We start from the raw sequence: 15,622 nt of genomic DNA, 5'->3' as shown, positions 1-15,622 counted from the left end.
TCCATCACGCTGTTTTGAGGCGGGGATCGACAACCGCATACAGGAGGTCGACAATCAGATTGACCAGAAGGTATGTGCCGGCAAGAAAGAGTGTGGCGCCGAGCGAGGCGGGGTAGTCGTTCTGCGCGATCGATGAAACCACAAAGGCACCCAGCCCTGGCCAGTCGAAGACAGACTCGACCACAACGGCTCCGCCCAGAAGGTATCCATAGGTCAACCCTACGACCGTCAGGATTGGTATGAGTGTGGCCTTCAACGCATATCGATAATAGATCACGGACTTCGGCAGACCATAGGCAAACGCCGTCCGAATATATTCCTCCTTCAGAACCTCAATCATCATGTTGCGCGTGATGCGTGTCACGGTAGCAAGTAGCAGGATGGTCAAGGTGAGAAGTGGTAGGGCGATGTGTGCTAGAGCGCTCGTGAAACCCTCCCAATTGCCGGTAAGAGGGGCATCGATAAGGAACAGGCCGGTGATCGGCCTGATCGGGTCACCCAAAAGGATTGAAGTATCCACGCGACCCTGGAGCGGTAGCCATCCGAGCGCGCCGTAAAAGAGGAGCTGCAGTGACATCGCCAGGATGAAAGAGGGTATGGCGACCCCGGCAACCGAGACGGTCCGGACGACATTATCCACGATCGAGTTCTGCCTTACAGCGGAAAGAATTCCGATCGGAATGCCAATGAGCAGAACGAGCACCATCGCCAAGGTGGTGAGTTCGAGCGTCGCGCCAAACCGCTCGCGTACCTCCAACAGCACGGGCCGTTTGGTTAGCAGGCTATTGCCCAACTCTCCACGCAGCACATTGCCAATGAAACTCAGATATTGAACCGCGAGCGGCCTATTGAGTCCCAGTTCGTCGTTCATCTTGGCGGTCATCTCAGCGGAAGGCCGCTGCCCCAGCATCAGCTCTGCCGGCGAGGGGGCAAGCACTCGGCTCAGGACGAACATTATAGTGACGACGCCAAGTACGACGCCAATGATCATCAACAGTCGCTGAGCCAAGTGCACTGCCATATCCGTAATATCCTCCCGTTATTTTCCGCCTAAGCAAGGTCTCTTATCTGCTCAGGCTGTAAAGGGAGATCCATTCGTAGGCGGGATTGTTGGCTTGTTCCATTCCTTTGATATCGGAAGAATAGGCGAGGACCCGGTCAACATCGGCATAGAAGATGGCGACGGCGTTCTGCATCACCCTGTCCTGGGCGGCGATATAGGCCTTGGCCGCAGCGTCCTTGTCGACACCCTCCAATTTGAAGCCCTCCCCCACTAGGCGGTCGTACTCTTCATCGTGGTAATAGGAAAAGTTCCAGACAGGTTTCTCTTCGCTCTTAAAGATTCCCAAAAAGTCCTGTGGAGAGGGATAACCTGGCCAATTTACCATAGCGTTCAGGTTACCGGTGGTTTCAGGAGACCGCGCCTTGGTGTTGTAGGTGGTGGCAACCGCCTCAAGCTCAAGCTCGACCTCAAGACCGACAGCCTCGGCGTTGGCCCGGAACAGCTCTATTGCATCAATCTGCTCTTGATTGCCGGCGTAGTACAGCGCCTTTATCTTCCAATCCTTCTTAGGAATGCCTGATCCTTCAAGGAGTGACAGCGCCTTTTGTGGATCATACGTGCCCACGTCGTATGATCCGTGACCCCACAAAGTCGAAACGACGGGACCCACCGGCTTTTTGGCGGTGCCATGAAAGATGTCCTTCAGTACCGACTCGTGATCCCAAAGAGACAACAGAGCTTGCCGGAATTTCAGATTGTCGGTGGGATATTTTTGGGTGTTAATCATATAGAATTGTGTGCGCCAGCTCGGAATATCCGCGACGGAAACATTTTGCAGCGCCTTGAGGCTCTCGATCTGCGAAGCGGGAATACGAGGGCACATGTTTGCTTCGCCGGAGCGGATCATCTGAATGCGCGTCGACACTTCGGCCACATAAGGATGAAGGACACGGTCGATCTGGCCGCTTTTCCATCCGCCCCAGTAATCTTCGAATTTGTCGAGGACGATTAGCTTCGCCTGCTGGAACTCTGTCAACTTATAGGGCCCAGTGCCGATCGCATTGCCTTGGTTCAGCCATTCGTCGCCCTTGTCGATGCCTGCCCGGCCGATCACGTAGCCACCGGATTGTGCACCGGCCACGAGATCGAAGGCGATGGCGTCTTTGAACCGGAAAACGACGGTATGTTCGTCCGGCGTCTCTACATGTTCCAAGCCCGCATACAGGTAGCTCGCGCCCTTCCCAAGATCACGCGTATATTCGAACGACTTCTTGACAGCCCCCGAATTCAGCGGCGAGCCGTCGTGAAACTTTACCCCTTCGCGCAATTTGACGGTCCAGGCCTTGCCACCGTCCGCGCCCTCCCAAGCGGTCGCCAGTTTCGGCAGGACCTTCCCATCCTTGTAGGCAAAGAGGGTCTCGTAAACGCTGCCTAGCACATAGAGTTCGGCCGCATTGGCAATGGCTGGGTTCATGTTCTGGTACGCTATGTCCCAAATCCAGGTAAGCGTGTTCTGAGTCGCCTGCTGCGCGACCGCCTGTAGGCTGGACCAGCTCAGTCCAGCAATGGCAACGGACGAACCTGCGGCACCCTTGAGAATATCACGTCGATTCATGGTCATTGTATTTCCCCTTTGCTTTGTTGTTCGTTTCTAGGTAAATGCTCCAGCAGGCCGACAACCCGCTCAAACTTCCGCGGCAAGCTCGGCCACTTCACCAGTGGACCTTGGAACTTGGGATCGGGGTCAGGTGCGCTCGTGTTCTCCATCACGCCGAAGTAGACGACAACGGTGCCGGTATGAGGATTCGCGAGCATGTACTGGCCACCGTAGCCGCCGTGACCGAGCCAAGTGCCATCGGTCTTCACCATGCGGCTATAGCGCATCCAGTCGCGCGGCTCCGGCATGGAGGGGCCGAGATTGCGGCGGGTGTCTGCGATAAAGGTGACATCGCCGACGCGGCGGCCGTCTATGCCCTCGCCCTTGCGCGCGAAGAGCAGGCCGTGGCGCGCGAGATCCCGGGCGGTGAGGCAGGCGCCGTCGCCGACCAGCGGCACGCCCTCGCGGTCGAAGATGATGTGGAAGCATCCCTCGAGGCCCGCGGCCTCGACGATCTCAATCAGCCAGTCGCGCAGCGCCCGACCGCTGGCGCGCTCGATAATCCAGCCGATGACATCGGGGTTGCCTGTCTTGTAGAGCGCATAGCCGGTGCGATTAGTCAGGTCGCCGCCGGTGATGCCGCAGACGAAAGAGCGGTAAGTCCTCTCCTTTGCACCCTCCCGCGGCAGGCGCCAGCCCGTGACGGCCTCCTCGTCATAGCGGGACACGGACAAGAAAAAGGGGTCAAAGATATCGTTGTTGTCCATGTCGGCGACCGCGCTGACGGTCGCCTCGGCGTAGCCTGTACCGATCTCCGGCAGATTTACGAGGCCGTCGGCCACCGCACGGCCAAGCATCAAGCTGAGTGTTGTCTTCGTGATAGACATGATGGGCTGCGGCCTGTCGGGCCCGAAGTCCGGCGCATAGCGCTCGTAGAGGATACGTTCATCACGCACCACGACGAAGGCCGAGAAATGCGGCATGGCGAGGTAGCGGTGCGACCTCGGGCCGCTCGCCGATGGTCCAGTCAATCTGCTTCCTGAGCAGCAGGACTCGGGGCGCGCACAGCGACATGGCATAGCGCGCCGTGGTGTGAAAGTTGTGAAAGCCGAGGCGCCGGTGGTCGGCCTGGTTCCAGCGTGGCCTGTTGTCGGCCACGGTAACGAGGTCAGGATTGGCGATCGAGGGGATCTTCATGCGGCGGACATTTCCAAGTTCGGATCCTTTCGTGGGACTCACGACTCGGCCCTCATTACGTTGGCACCTTTTACGGCGGCCGTTCACAACCGTTGCGCTTCCCGCTGCGATGGCCGTCTTGCCTTCCGTTCTACGTTCCATCGATATCTGCAACTTGTGCCTGATGGCTGGCGTCGGCAAGGCTAGCGCATCCATGTAGATGCAGCATTCCGCGACCACGCCGTTCGAGCCTTGCAGATATTGGCGTCAATCACGTGACTACGTCGTGATTGATTTCGCCCCTGCTTCGGGATCCGTCCTTAGATCCATAATTTCTTAGCATAGCGATGGTCCCGAAACCGGCTAATATCAAATCTTCGGTGGCCACCTCGAAACTGATATGAGGAACTGCCTGCATTTTCACCCAAATCGATTCGGTTGGTTCAGGCCGCTGATTCACACATTCCGATGCTCGTCAATGCGACGACCTGGGCCGCAGTCTGACGACCCCAGCAGTCGCAAAACAATCTCCGCCTTCACTTCGCCAACCAGCATGCGGACATGTGCTGCGGCCCGACTTCGACGGCCGGCGGCTCGTATTGCCGGCAGCGGTCGAAGGCCAGTGGGCAACGCGTATGGAAACGGCAGCCTTTCGGCACACGGGCGGCACTTGGAACCTCGCCCTGCAGGGCCGGCAACTCGGCGCGACCTGCATTGGCGTCAACCTGCGGTGTGGCGTTGCGCAAGGCGACGGTGTACGGATGGCGGGGGTTGAATGTGATCTCGTCGGCGGTGCCGATCTCGACCAATTTTCCGAGATACAGGACGGCAATTCTGTCGGCGATCAACCAGGCGAGAGGCAAGTCGTGGGTGATAAACAGCAGCGCCATGTTGTGCTTGGAGCGCAGGTCAACCAGGACTTGGAGAATCTGTGCGCGTATGGAGACATCGAGCATCGACACAGGTTCGTCGGCGACGATGAGCTCCGGCTTCACGGCAAGGGCTCCGGCAATCACAACCCGCTGGCGCTGCCCCCCAGACAGTTCATGTGGAAAGCGGGAGAAGAAATCGCCGGGAGGATTGAGCCCGGCGGACGCAAGCGCTTCACCGACCCGTTCGGCGAGTTGGGTGGCGTTGTCGACCAGCCGCAGTGACCGCAAGGGCTCCGCCACGATATCAAAGATTGTGTGTCGCGGGTTGAGTGCCTGATAAGCGTCCTGGAAGATCATCTGCACGCGATGCCGGTAAGGACGCAGGGCCGAGGAGCCTCGCTCCGAGGTCATGTCGCGACCCTCGAACAACAACCTGCCGCCGGTGGGCTGGGCAAGCTTGGTGATGACGCGACCTACAGTGGTTTTGCCGCTTCCCGATTCCCCAACTAGGGCGACGATCTCGCCCCGTCCAACGTTGAGGTCGATGCCGTCCACCGCGCGCATGGCGCCGGCAGGGCGGCCCAGTACACGATCGAAAAGCCCGCCCTGGATAGGAAAAAGGACCTGCAGGCTCTCAAGGCGCAGGATATGGGAGGTGTCAGGCATGAGCTGCAACCCTGTCTTCTTGCGGGGACCGGTGAAGGTGACAGGCGACTCGGCCCAGACCGAACTGATCGAGGCTGGGAACTTCGGTCGCGCAAACCGCCATGGCCGACGGGCAACGTGGATGGAAGGCACAGCCTGAGGGTCGATTCACCAGGTTGGGCGGATCACCAGGGATGGGCCTAATGATCCGTTTCCCACTCGCCGGGTTCGGAATCGAGTCAATCAGCAGTCTCGTGTACGGGTGCTTAGGCTGAGTGAAGATGTCGGCGACAGTGCCATCCTCGACGATTCGGCCCGCGTACATGATCATGACGCGATCACAACACTCAGCCACTACTGAAAGGTCGTGGGTGATCAAAATGAGGGCAAGGCTAAGCCTCGATCGCAATTCACCCAGCAGCTTGAGGATCTGAGCCTGTGTGATGACATCGAGCGCCGTGGTCGGCTCATCGCCAATTACGATCGAGGGGCGACATGCGAGCGCCATGGCAATCATCACCCTTTGACGCATGCCGCCCGACAACTCGTGCGGATAGGCAGTGCCGCGATCAGCCGGAATGCCGACGAGCTCGAGCAGCTCCCTTGCCCGCCCCGTCGCCTCGCCACGCGACATGCCGAGCTTCAGCATGCATGGCTCGGCGATCTGGTTGATGATGCGGTGAACAGGATTAAGCGCATTCATCGCCCCCTGGAAGACAACGGACGTCTCGCTCCAGCGATGTGACCGCATCGCCGCATCGTCGTCGATCGGCAGTCGGTTACCGCGATAACGCACCTCGCCGCTGCTGACACGTGCGTTGGGTGATAGCAAACCCGCGATCGCCATTGCGGTCGTGGTCTTCCCGCTGCCTGATTCTCCGACGAGGCCAACGGCCTCTCCGGCCCGGAGCGCGAAACTTACGCTGTCGAGCGCGCGCGATGAAATGCCCTTGAGTCCATAGTCGACAGAGAGCAGGTTGATTTCCAGCAGCGGAGCCTTGTCTTGGGAGGAGTTTGTCATGGGATCACCCTCCGCCGCGGATTGAAAGTGTCGTCGAGGGCATTGCCAATTAGGACAAAGCTAAGCGAGACCGTGAGCACGCACACTCCGGGTGCGCCAAGGTACCACCAGGCTCCGGCGCTAGCGGCTCCAGCGCGTTGAGCGAGCGACAGCAAAGTGCCCCATGAAGGCTGCAACGGATCGCCAAGCCCAAGGAACGAGAGCGATGTCTCGACATAGATTGCCCCGGCTACGACCAGCGCACCGTTCGCTGCGATTTGCGGCACGAGATTGGGCAGGATGTGCCGCACCATGATGCTGAAATTACTGCTACCCGCAACGCGCGCACGATCAATGAATGTTCGCTCTTTAAGCGACAGTGTCTGGCTGCGAACGATACGTGCGACAAAAGACCAGCTCGTCAGGCCGATGACGACAATGATCACGAAAAGAGAAGGACGGAAGCCGAGGATCTCTCCGCCCCGCCCCATCACCTCAAGGACCACGGGTGTAATGACCAGTGCCAACACGAAGGACGGCATAACAAAAAAGAAATCCGTCAGGCGCATCAGCCAGACGTCCACCCAACCACCAAAGTAGCCTGAGGTTATGCCAACCGTAGTGCCGACGACGAGGCTGATCACAGTCGCCAGCAGCGCGATCGTTAGCGATATCCGGGCACCATGAACGACGAGATTGAGGACGTCCCTCCCCACCTCATCGGTCCCCAGCAGATGCTGGCTTGATGGTGGCGCGAGGAAATCGCCCATAGCATTGATCGCAGTCTGGAGCGGCCCCACCAGAATATTTGGGACTGCTGCCACAACAACAAAGAACACCAGACATACGAGGCCCGCCTGAGCACCGCCGGAGCTGAGAAATTGACGCAGAAAGACTTTTATCGCGCGCGCACGGCGTCGCGGGAGATATTGAACAATACTTTCGCTCATTGTCGAACTCTTGGATCGAGAAGGCCATAGGCAAGATCGGCTACGAGGTTTGCGGCAACTATCGAGGCACCAAGCAACAGGAATATTCCTTGAAGGACTGGATAGTCCCGAGCGTTGAGGGCCTCCACCGTCAGGCCGCCGATGCCTGGCCAGGCGAATACGGCCTCGACCGTGATAGCGCCTGCCACCACATAGCCAAGATTGAGGGTAATCAAGGTCACGACCGGCAGCATCGCATTGCGAAATGCATGACGCATGAGCATCTGACCATTGGTGAGTCCCTTGGCCCGTGCGGTCACCATGTAATCCTCGGTGACAACGTCGCTCATCGCTGCCCGAGCGACCACGACGTATTGTCCGATTAGCCCAAGTGCCACCGCGGTAACCGGAAGCGCGAGATGCCGCAAGTAATCGAGCAACGAATTAAGGGAGCCGGGGATCGCGCCGGGAGAGTATGCACCGTAGCCCGGAAACCAACCCAACGCTGTGCTGAAAATCACAACCAGGATCATGGCCAGCCAGAAAGAAGGCGTCGAATAGAGCGCAAGGGAGGCTCCAGTGGCGATATGGTCGATGGCTCCTCCTCTGCGCCAACCCGCGTATAGGCCAAGCATAACCCCGCATAGAATGGCGATGAATTGGGCTAGACCAACTAGGGCGATGGTGGCCGGCAACCGCTCCAAAATGAGGTCATCGACACGCCTGCCCCTGAACTTGAAGCTGTAGCCCAGATCGCCGTGGAGAGTTGCCGACAAGTAGTCGACCATCTGGTCCGGGAACAGTGGCCGGTCAAGCCCCCAGTTCTGGCGCTGGGCCTCGATCTGCTCAGCGGTCACGCTGGCGCGTGCCCCGCCGAGCAAAAGCGATGCAGGGTCGCCTGGAATGACCCGGAACAGGATGAAGTTCAGCGTGGCCACCATCAGGAGGGTTATAATGGCCCTGATGAGAATACGGGCGATGTGTCGGGTTGTCCCGCCTCTATTCATGGGGCTGGCACCGGCTTCAGGCGATCAAGCGGAAAGTAGCTCCACGCGGCTATACTGTCCGGCGATCCCCAGCCCTCGAAACAATCCTTGCGATGAGCGTCAAGCATAAAGGGGTAACACAGCACGATATAGGGCGCTTCTGTGTAGATGAGGCGTGCCGCCTGATCGACTAGTTCCTGGCTCTTTTTACGATCGACGGTGACGTCGACCTCCGACACGAGCTCTTCGAACTTATCATTCTTCCAGTAGGAGGTGTTGTCGATGCCAATGCGTTTGCTGTCGCCCAAGGCGAGTAGGTCGTGAGGCGAGGGAGACAACCAGCCCCCACGAACGAGCAGATCCCAGCCTCCGCCGCCATTCGCTGGCGCTGCCGTGCGGGCGCCGAGCGCACCGGAATCGAACTGGGTCACCGATACGGGAATGCCGATTTGTCCCAACCAGCCTGCGACGAGTTGCACGGCCGCGATCGGTATTTCGAGTTCACCTGAGTCGGTTCCAGTGATCAGCTCGAGCTGGAAGCGTTTTCCCTCCTTATCCTCGCGAACACCGTCGCCGTTCGTGTCCCGATACCCCGCGGCATCGAGCCTGCGGCCGGCCTCTGCGAGATCGAAATGGCGTCTGATGTCCCCAAGGTCCGAGTAGTAGTCGGCGGCCAACGGCATGACCAATCCCACTCCGGGATCGGCATGCCCACGGAAGGCACGATCGACGATCGTCTTCTGGTCAATCGCATAGCCGATCGCATCGCGAAACGCCGGATCCTGCAGGGCCTTCGTGCTGCCTGCCCCGTCACCGGTCAGGGTGTTGAAGGCCAGGTAATTCCGCTGCTCGACGCGCACTTCACCGACCACGATGTTCGGATCCTTCGAGAGGTCGGCCCATTGGGCAGCCGTCGGGGGGCTGCCGTAATCGAGGCTTCCGCTCTTTAGGCCCTGTGCTAGGGGATCTGCCGAATCGAAGAAGCGTATGATTATGCCGGACGTCTTCGGCTTTCCCGTGCGGAAATATTCGTTCGGCACGAGACGGGCAAACTGGCCCTGCTGAAACTCCGCAACGATCATCGGGCCCGTGCCCACCAGCGGCGGGTCGTTGCGGAAGGTGCTGCGCGCATCGGCGTAGCTGATGTCCTTCCAGATATGCTCAGGAACAATCATTACATTCTTGTGAAGCGGCAGGCGGGTAGGGGCCTTGGTCACGATCTGCAAGGTCTCGTCGTCGAGGGCCGTGATGGACTTGAACCGTTCAAAGCCGCCCGTGTTGTTAAAGCCGATGTTAAGTTCGTCGGGCTTGCCTATGGAGCCAAGCAGGTAGTTGTAGGTGAATGCGGCATCTCTGGCTGTAGCGGGCTGGCCGTCCGACCACTTCATGCCAGGCCAGATCTTGAAGGTCCATGTGACGTTGTCGTGAGCAACGGACCACCCTTTGGCAAACGACGCCTTCCAGTCGGGGTGGCGCAGCGCATCCGGGCCGACTAGAAGGTCATAGGTGAAGGTGATCGGCCAGAACGAGCCCCAGGTGACAAACGGGTTCATCGAGTCGGGAGCGATGATGGAGCCAAGACGCACGATGTGATCGTCGCACGACGACGAGGCGAACGCCCTGGAGGTCATGACCCAAGGTGCAGCCGACCCTAGCAGCATCCCCTTCATTACCGCACGGCGACTGAGCGTCCACTTGTTCATTCTATCCTCCCTTCTAAGCTAGGTTTCGTTTTTTTCTGCAATCCCAACCCGGCAGTGCCGTAATGCGAAGCGCCGTGATGCGAAGCTCAGTTCCCAGTTGCTAAATACCGGCGCAAGCTGCGGCAACGGCATCGCGTTCATCTCTTCCGCAGCGGATGACTTGCAACGGCACGCTGACGATAGCCGTAGCCCCAAGGTTCCCTAATACCAAAGTTTTGGTAGCCCCAGTAAAATTGATATGAGCCGTCCCGCCCCGGTTCTGGTCTTTTAATGCTACAAATCGGCAATCAACCAATTCGGAATTGCCAACATGGAAAGCTGCGAGCGCACGCGTCACAGAGCGCTCCCAATTAGCTGCACGTTACGAAGAAACCCATCCTTGGAAGGCCCGACGCATGACGATCCCCTCGATCGCCAATCCCGACCTCGACATCCTGTTCGCCAACCAACCGCGCTGGAACCTGCCCGACTACCGCCGCCGCGGCTTCCACAACCTCCACACTACGATGCGCTATGCCATGTCGTTGCGCGCCCCCCGCGTCCTGCCGCTCAGGAAGCAGATCGACTGGACCATCGGGGACCGGCCCGACGTCGCACGCTTCCTTGCCATGCCGCATTTCTCGGCCTTCGTCGTGGTATGCGGCGAACGCATCCTCTACGAGCGCTATGCGCCGGACTTCGGGCCCGACAGGCCGCATCCCATCATGTCTATCACCAAGACGACACTCAACCTGATGCTCGGCCGCTGCGTCGCTGATGGCCTCATCAATCTTGATGAGCGAGTAGGCACTTATCTGCCGGAGATCGGGACGGGCTACGCCCAGGCGACCATCAAGGACGTCGCCGACATGAACGTCGACAACGACTTCAGCGAAGACTACACCAACCCCAACGCGTCGTGGTTTGCCATGGAGGCGGCCGTCGGCTGGCGCCTGCCGCCGGAGGGTCAGAAGGATCAGAAGGAGGAGACGACCCGCTCCTTCGTCTGCGACATTACTGGCTGCGACCTGGTAAATCGCACTGGCTATGCGCTCTACAAGTCGACCAATAGCGATGTCCTTGGCTGGATCATCGAGCGCGTCAGCGGCCGGCCTCTACGCGACTGGCTGATCGAGATCATCGAGGCGGCGGGCCTCGAGGGATGCTTCCATATCACCTGCGACCGCGAGGGGGTGCCGCTGATCGATGGCGGCGCGTGCCTCTCTGCCCGCGATCTCGCGCGCTACGGGCTGCTGTTCGCGCGCAAGGGCGAGGGCATCGATGGCCGCCACGTCGGCGATGCCGCCTTCATCGAACAAACGCGCCGCAACCCGGGCCTTCCCTTCGAAGATACGCGTGACTTGATGCGCTACCATTATATCCACCAGATGGAGACCGACGGCGCCTGGCTGGGCCACAGCGGCTACGGCGGCCAGTTCATGCTCGCGAACCCTGACACCGGCATCACCGTCGTCTACTTCGGCGTGCTCGAGAACACGGGCGACCCCGACCCCGACCCCAACTTTCTAGTTCCTCTGGTGAAGATGATGGCCGAGCTCGCTGCGGAATGAGGAGCCCGTTGTCCGGCAGTATGGTCGCTCTACTACCAATTCTGGTCAACGTTGCGTTGAACCTGCTGCACTTCATACGCGCATCCTTCTGATCACGCTGGGTTCTATTCAAAAGTATAAAGATGTTCCGGGGGCTCAAGTAGCTGATCGCATCATGGCGGTGTCAGGCGTTCCCATTGGTTGTTTGCCGCTTTTCGCCAGGCGGGATGCTGTGGCTCATTCCTGTTTTGTGCAACGCGTGTCGCAGCGTGGAAATTTCGACATGGAGGTCAAGATGAACGCAATTAAAACCCCTCTCGCCGAAGCTGACGTCGTACGCGATATCGGCTACGTACCTATGAAGGACGGAACACGCATCGCTTATATTTCATATCGCTTGAAATGTGGCCGCTATCCAACCGTGTTTTGGTATTGCCATTATGAAGCAAGTGCCGCTCCTTTTGAAATGGCAAAGCAATTTCTGGAAGCCGGCTACGCTTTCGTTGGTGCCAACTTTCCGGCAACGGGTTGCTCGGAAGGTCTCATCGAATATTGGTACGACCGCAAGGAAGGAATTTACGGTGCCGAAGTGGTCGAATGGATTGCCCAACAGTCCTGGAGTGACGGCAATGTTGGAATGATCGGTAATTCAACTCCCGGCTCGATTCAATTCTGGGTTGCATCAGAACGACCTCCTCACTTAAGAGCCATCGTCGCGAGCGGCGTGGAGGATGGTTACGAAAATTGTTGGAACGTTGGCGGAATGTTCCAAATGGGCACCGCGGCGTGGGCGCTTACGACTGAGGCCTCGCAGGCAGCCGGTGCAGAATGGCGGATAAGCGCGGGCGATAACCAGTGCGCCGCAATCCGTGGGAGCGAGAGGCAGGTCGTCAAACGTTCATTTCTCGATGAGGTGAGAGAGCGTCCCCTCAAGGATGAATGGTGGGATTCAGTCCATTTGGATCGCGATGAGGTTGCCGGCAAGGTCAACGTGCCCACGATGCTTGTTGCCGCGTGGCATGACGAATTCGGCGGCGCCGCGAGGCTGAGCACCCGGCTATTTACTCAACAACTCACAGGTGTGAAGCACAAGAAACTTTTCCTGATGAACGGGGATCACAATATCGCCGGTCCCGATGCACGAAGCTATGGCTTTGTAGATACTGAGGAGATGAAGTTTCTGGACCGTTGGGTGAAGGGCGTCAAGAATGGAGTGGAAGACACATCGCCGGTCACCGTGTTTTGGGACGTTCGGGTGCCTGATGGGGACGCCAAGAAGGCTGTTGCTGGTTGGACTACAAAGCACGAGACTTGGCCAGAACCAACCATTGAGCGTCGTCCCTTCTACCTCACGGCGGACTCTGTGCTCTCCCCTGGCGAGCCAGTTGGTCCAGCCGAAGGCGTTCGCGCCTACCTTTATCCCACGGGGACAGAACTTGTCGGCAGCACTCAGCAGTTCGCAGTCCAGCCATATTCCGGAGGCGTGTTGAATTACCGAACGGCCTCGGCCGGTTCGGATATTGTACTGCTTGGGAATCCTGAAGTTACACTCTATCTGAGTATTGACCATGGAGATGACGCCGACCTCGGATTAACACTCAAAGACGTCGATGCCGAAGGCAATGTACTCTTTGTACAGGGAGGCTTGCTGAGGGCTTCGCTCCGAGCGGTCGATGAAGCGCGGACATATGCTGACGAGGTGGTTCATTCATTCCGCAAAAGTGAAAAGCTCGTACCGGGTGAAATCTACGAGATACGGATGTCGTTGCTGAACCCGATCGCGCACGTCGTCCGGCAAGGGCACCGCCTCGAACTAACCATCGGCGCTCCCAATCCTGTTCTGGACGGGACATCGGCCCCCGATCGATATCCGCACAACCATTACGGCAGCATCCCAGCCGGTGGCCCGTCCATCAACAGAGTCTATCACTCGAAGAAGTATCCTTCGAAAATCCTGCTCCCCGTTCTTCCGGGGGCAGTGGCCCAAGCGCCCGCGCCTGAACCTCTCACGCTGCGAGGGCAGCCTTCTCGAAAGCAAACTGAGTTTGTGCCCGGAGGAATGCCGATTCGGTAGCTCCAACTGAGATGCAGTCTGGCACCCATCCGGTAGGCCACGCCAACCAGGGAGATAGTAGGCAAGATGGTATGGGAAAACGTACGCGTCCGGTGAAGATCGCAGACGTGCGTATCCGGCGGCCATGAGCACCTGAGCACCGGAGTGCTGGCGTCAAGTTTTTGATGGGGAGACGCGATGATATTCTTCGAGGAGGAGTTTGACCTCCTCGATGCCTTCATCGGTGAAGGCCAAGATCCCATCGTCATCATTGGCGCCGTACACCCAGATGACGCCGTCCTCGGGCTCGAGACCGAGGGTCAGTTCCTGGATGAGCGCTTCGCTGACGCCGAGGTCCCTGGCGACAGGTTCGACGGTGTAGACGTGATGCACCTTATTGCGCTGCATGATCAGGCCGCAGCTGGTTGGGGCCGAAGTTTTGCGGATCTCCAATTCCACGGCAGCAAATCATCGATCCGATGGGCCGGATAGGCGGGCAGTCGGGCGAGGACGTCGGCGAGCCAGGCCTGCGGGTCGATATCGTTCATCTTGGCGCTGACGATCAGGCTGTAGAGAATGGCAGCGCGCTGTCCGCCGCAATCGGAACCGCAGAACAGCCAGGACTTTCTTCCGAGAGCGATGCCGCGCAGGGCTCGCTCGGCTGCATTGTTCGATAGGCAATCCGGCCATCGTCGAGGAACCGGGTGAAGGATGACCAGCGGCGCAGCATGTAGTTGAAGGCCTTGGTCAGGTCGTGCCCGCGCGAGAGCTTGTCGCGCGTCTCGATCATCCAGCGCTCGAGCTCGGTGACCAGCGGCGCGCTCCGCTCCTGGCGCACGGCGTGGCGTTGGGCCGGCGACAGGCCGTTGATCGCGCGCTCGATATCGAACAGGGCATCGATGCGCTTCACGGCTTCAACCGCTAGCGGGTAGACCAGGTTGGGCTTGTCGCCGCGCGCCTTCTTGCGCGCCGCCGCTTCGATATCAGCCAGCTCGAGCACTTTGCGCCGGCTGTGAGCCCAACAGCTGGCTTCCAGAACAGGCGTCGGCTGACGACCCGTCGCATAGAGCTCGCCATAACCGCCAAAGGCATCGGCCTGCAGAATGCCGCTCCAGCCGGCGAGATGCGCCGCGGGATGTTCGCCTCGACGATCGCGGGAATAGTAGAACACCGCCGCCGGCGGATCGGCGCCGCCGAACGGTCGGTCATCGCGCACATACGTCCATAATCGGCCGGTATCGGTCTTGCCCGTGGCCAGGACCGGCACCGTCGTGTCGTCGCCGTGCAGACGTGAAGCGGCCAGCACATGGGCTTCGAGCCGCTTGAACAGCGGCATCAGCGCCGCGGCGCCGGCGCCGACCTCGTCGGCGAGCGTCGACAGGCTGAGCGGCACACCTTCGCGGGCATAGCGTTCGGCCTGGCGGTTGAGCGGCTGATGCTGTCCGAACTTCTCGAACAGGATCATCGCCAGCAGGCCGGGACCGGCCCAGCCGCGCGGGGTGGCGTGGAACGGCGCCGGAGCCTGGCTGATCGCCTCGCAGTCGCGGCAGGTGAACTTCTCCCGCACATGTTGGATCACCTTCCATTGCCGCGGCACCACCTCCAGCGTCTCGGTGATGTCCTCACCCAGCTTGCGCAGCCGATGACCGCCGCAGCAGTGGCAAGCGGTCGGCGCCGGCTCGACCACGCGTTCGCGCGGCAGATGCTCGGGAAATGGCTGGCGCGCCGGTCGTTTGCGCACATAAGGCGCCACCTCGGTGGTGCGGGCCGCGGCCTGTTCGGCGGCGATCTCGTCTTCCGTCGCCGTGCTCTCGAGCTCCTCGAAGGTGAGCTCCATTTGGTCGTGCAGGCGGGCTGAGCGTTCAGAACTCTGACCATGCAGCGCCCGCTGCAGCTTCCGGATCGTCAGATGCTGATGCGCGATCAGCGCCGCATCATCCGATGCCTTGGCCCTGGCGACCGCCAGTTCGGCCTCGACCAGCGCAGCGCGCGCCGCCTCGTCTTCGGCTCTGGCCAACGCCGCGGTCAGCGCTGCTCTCAGCGCGCCGATATCGTCCGGAACAGCATCCTGGGCGGTGGCAACCATGCCCTGGAGTGAATCATAAAATGCGTCCGCTGACTCGCGAAAA

General features: G+C 59.6%; 13 protein-coding genes. 2 read left to right on the top strand and 11 right to left on the bottom strand.

The genetic code is table 11. The annotated features are described in order from the left end of the window. Positions 1-4 precede the first annotated feature (4 nt). The 9 genes from EN851_RS32110 to EN851_RS32075 form a co-directional block, all read right to left on the bottom strand. Positions 5-1,021 carry an ABC transporter permease gene (locus EN851_RS32110; RefSeq protein WP_135930830.1) on the bottom strand — a complete coding sequence of 339 codons (1,017 nt, stop codon included), beginning with the start codon at positions 1,019-1,021 and terminating at the stop codon, positions 5-7. Positions 1,022-1,064: 43 nt separating this feature from the next. Then, the gene (locus EN851_RS32105) at positions 1,065-2,624 is read right to left on the bottom strand and encodes an ABC transporter substrate-binding protein (protein WP_135930829.1); all 1,560 of its coding nucleotides are present in this window, start codon (positions 2,622-2,624) and stop codon (positions 1,065-1,067) included. Then, positions 2,621-3,583 (bottom strand): serine hydrolase, encoded by a 963-nt coding sequence (locus EN851_RS32100; RefSeq protein WP_189521981.1) that lies wholly within the window; start codon positions 3,581-3,583, stop codon positions 2,621-2,623. The genes EN851_RS32105 and EN851_RS32100 overlap by 4 nt, the downstream gene beginning before the upstream one ends. Beyond that, on the bottom strand, positions 3,549-3,797 hold the full coding sequence (locus EN851_RS36560) for a hypothetical protein (protein ID WP_189521980.1): 249 nt from the start codon (positions 3,795-3,797) through the stop codon (positions 3,549-3,551). The genes EN851_RS32100 and EN851_RS36560 overlap by 35 nt, the downstream gene beginning before the upstream one ends. A gap of 515 nt (positions 3,798-4,312) precedes the next feature. Next, on the bottom strand, positions 4,313-5,314 hold the full coding sequence (locus EN851_RS32095) for an ABC transporter ATP-binding protein (RefSeq protein WP_135930827.1): 1,002 nt from the start codon (positions 5,312-5,314) through the stop codon (positions 4,313-4,315). Further along, positions 5,307-6,314, bottom strand: coding sequence for an ABC transporter ATP-binding protein (locus tag EN851_RS32090; RefSeq protein ID WP_135930826.1), 1,008 nt, complete (start codon positions 6,312-6,314; stop codon positions 5,307-5,309). The genes EN851_RS32095 and EN851_RS32090 overlap by 8 nt, the downstream gene beginning before the upstream one ends. Then, positions 6,311-7,243: an ABC transporter permease gene (locus tag EN851_RS32085; protein WP_135930825.1), complete on the bottom strand. Its 933-nt coding sequence runs from the start codon at positions 7,241-7,243 to the stop codon at positions 6,311-6,313. Before EN851_RS32085 ends, EN851_RS32090 begins: the two co-directional genes overlap by 4 nt. Continuing rightward, positions 7,240-8,229 carry an ABC transporter permease gene (locus tag EN851_RS32080; RefSeq protein ID WP_135930824.1) on the bottom strand — a complete coding sequence of 330 codons (990 nt, stop codon included), beginning with the start codon at positions 8,227-8,229 and terminating at the stop codon, positions 7,240-7,242. Before EN851_RS32080 ends, EN851_RS32085 begins: the two co-directional genes overlap by 4 nt. Then, entirely contained in the window at positions 8,226-9,911 is a 1,686-nt protein-coding gene (locus tag EN851_RS32075) for an ABC transporter substrate-binding protein (RefSeq protein ID WP_135930823.1), read from the bottom strand. The genes EN851_RS32080 and EN851_RS32075 overlap by 4 nt, the downstream gene beginning before the upstream one ends. Before the next feature lie 395 nt (positions 9,912-10,306). On the opposite strand from EN851_RS32075, the gene EN851_RS32070 reads away from it, so the two are divergent. Both EN851_RS32070 and EN851_RS32065 read left to right on the top strand, forming a co-directional pair. Beyond that, a complete protein-coding gene (locus EN851_RS32070) occupies positions 10,307-11,461 on the top strand; it encodes a serine hydrolase domain-containing protein (protein ID WP_135930822.1) in 1,155 nt (384 codons plus the stop codon). A gap of 262 nt (positions 11,462-11,723) precedes the next feature. Beyond that, the gene (locus EN851_RS32065) at positions 11,724-13,514 is read left to right on the top strand and encodes a CocE/NonD family hydrolase (RefSeq protein WP_245520854.1); all 1,791 of its coding nucleotides are present in this window, start codon (positions 11,724-11,726) and stop codon (positions 13,512-13,514) included. A 153-nt stretch (positions 13,515-13,667) separates the two neighbouring features. On the opposite strand, the gene EN851_RS32060 is transcribed toward EN851_RS32065, so the two are convergent. Both EN851_RS32060 and EN851_RS32055 read right to left on the bottom strand, forming a co-directional pair. Continuing rightward, positions 13,668-13,952: a hypothetical protein gene (locus EN851_RS32060; RefSeq protein WP_245520853.1), complete on the bottom strand. Its 285-nt coding sequence runs from the start codon at positions 13,950-13,952 to the stop codon at positions 13,668-13,670. Beyond that, positions 13,904-15,579, bottom strand: a protein-coding gene (locus EN851_RS32055) for an IS66 family transposase (RefSeq protein WP_135930821.1) whose coding sequence is annotated in 2 segments (ribosomal slippage) — positions 13,904-14,175 and positions 14,175-15,579 — 1,677 coding nt in all. Because the reading frame shifts where the segments join, the coding sequence is not laid out codon by codon here. The genes EN851_RS32060 and EN851_RS32055 overlap by 49 nt, the downstream gene beginning before the upstream one ends. Between the last annotated feature and the right edge of the window lie 43 nt (positions 15,580-15,622).

The organism is Mesorhizobium sp. M8A.F.Ca.ET.208.01.1.1 (genome assembly GCF_004791315.1).
Taxonomy (GTDB): Bacteria; Pseudomonadota; Alphaproteobacteria; order Rhizobiales; family Rhizobiaceae; genus Mesorhizobium.
The sequence above is the reverse complement of the archived record's forward strand: the minus strand, read 5'-3'. Positions and strand labels throughout refer to the sequence as shown.

Coding starts and splice junctions, on each gene's coding strand:
- EN851_RS32065 (WP_245520854.1), top strand. CDS start 11,724: ATGGAGGTCAAGATGAACGCAATTAAAACCCCTCTCGCCGAAGCTGAC.
- EN851_RS32070 (WP_135930822.1), top strand. CDS start 10,307: ATGACGATCCCCTCGATCGCCAATCCCGACCTCGACATCCTGTTCGCC.
- EN851_RS32085 (WP_135930825.1), bottom strand. CDS start 7,243: ATGAGCGAAAGTATTGTTCAATATCTCCCGCGACGCCGTGCGCGCGCG.
- EN851_RS32095 (WP_135930827.1), bottom strand. CDS start 5,314: ATGCCTGACACCTCCCATATCCTGCGCCTTGAGAGCCTGCAGGTCCTT.
- EN851_RS36560 (WP_189521980.1), bottom strand. CDS start 3,797: ATGAAGATCCCCTCGATCGCCAATCCTGACCTCGTTACCGTGGCCGAC.
- EN851_RS32110 (WP_135930830.1), bottom strand. CDS start 1,021: ATGGCAGTGCACTTGGCTCAGCGACTGTTGATGATCATTGGCGTCGTA.
- EN851_RS32100 (WP_189521981.1), bottom strand. CDS start 3,583: ATGCCGCATTTCTCGGCCTTCGTCGTGGTGCGTGATGAACGTATCCTC.
- EN851_RS32090 (WP_135930826.1), bottom strand. CDS start 6,314: ATGACAAACTCCTCCCAAGACAAGGCTCCGCTGCTGGAAATCAACCTG.
- EN851_RS32105 (WP_135930829.1), bottom strand. CDS start 2,624: ATGACCATGAATCGACGTGATATTCTCAAGGGTGCCGCAGGTTCGTCC.
- EN851_RS32080 (WP_135930824.1), bottom strand. CDS start 8,229: ATGAATAGAGGCGGGACAACCCGACACATCGCCCGTATTCTCATCAGG.
- EN851_RS32075 (WP_135930823.1), bottom strand. CDS start 9,911: ATGAACAAGTGGACGCTCAGTCGCCGTGCGGTAATGAAGGGGATGCTG.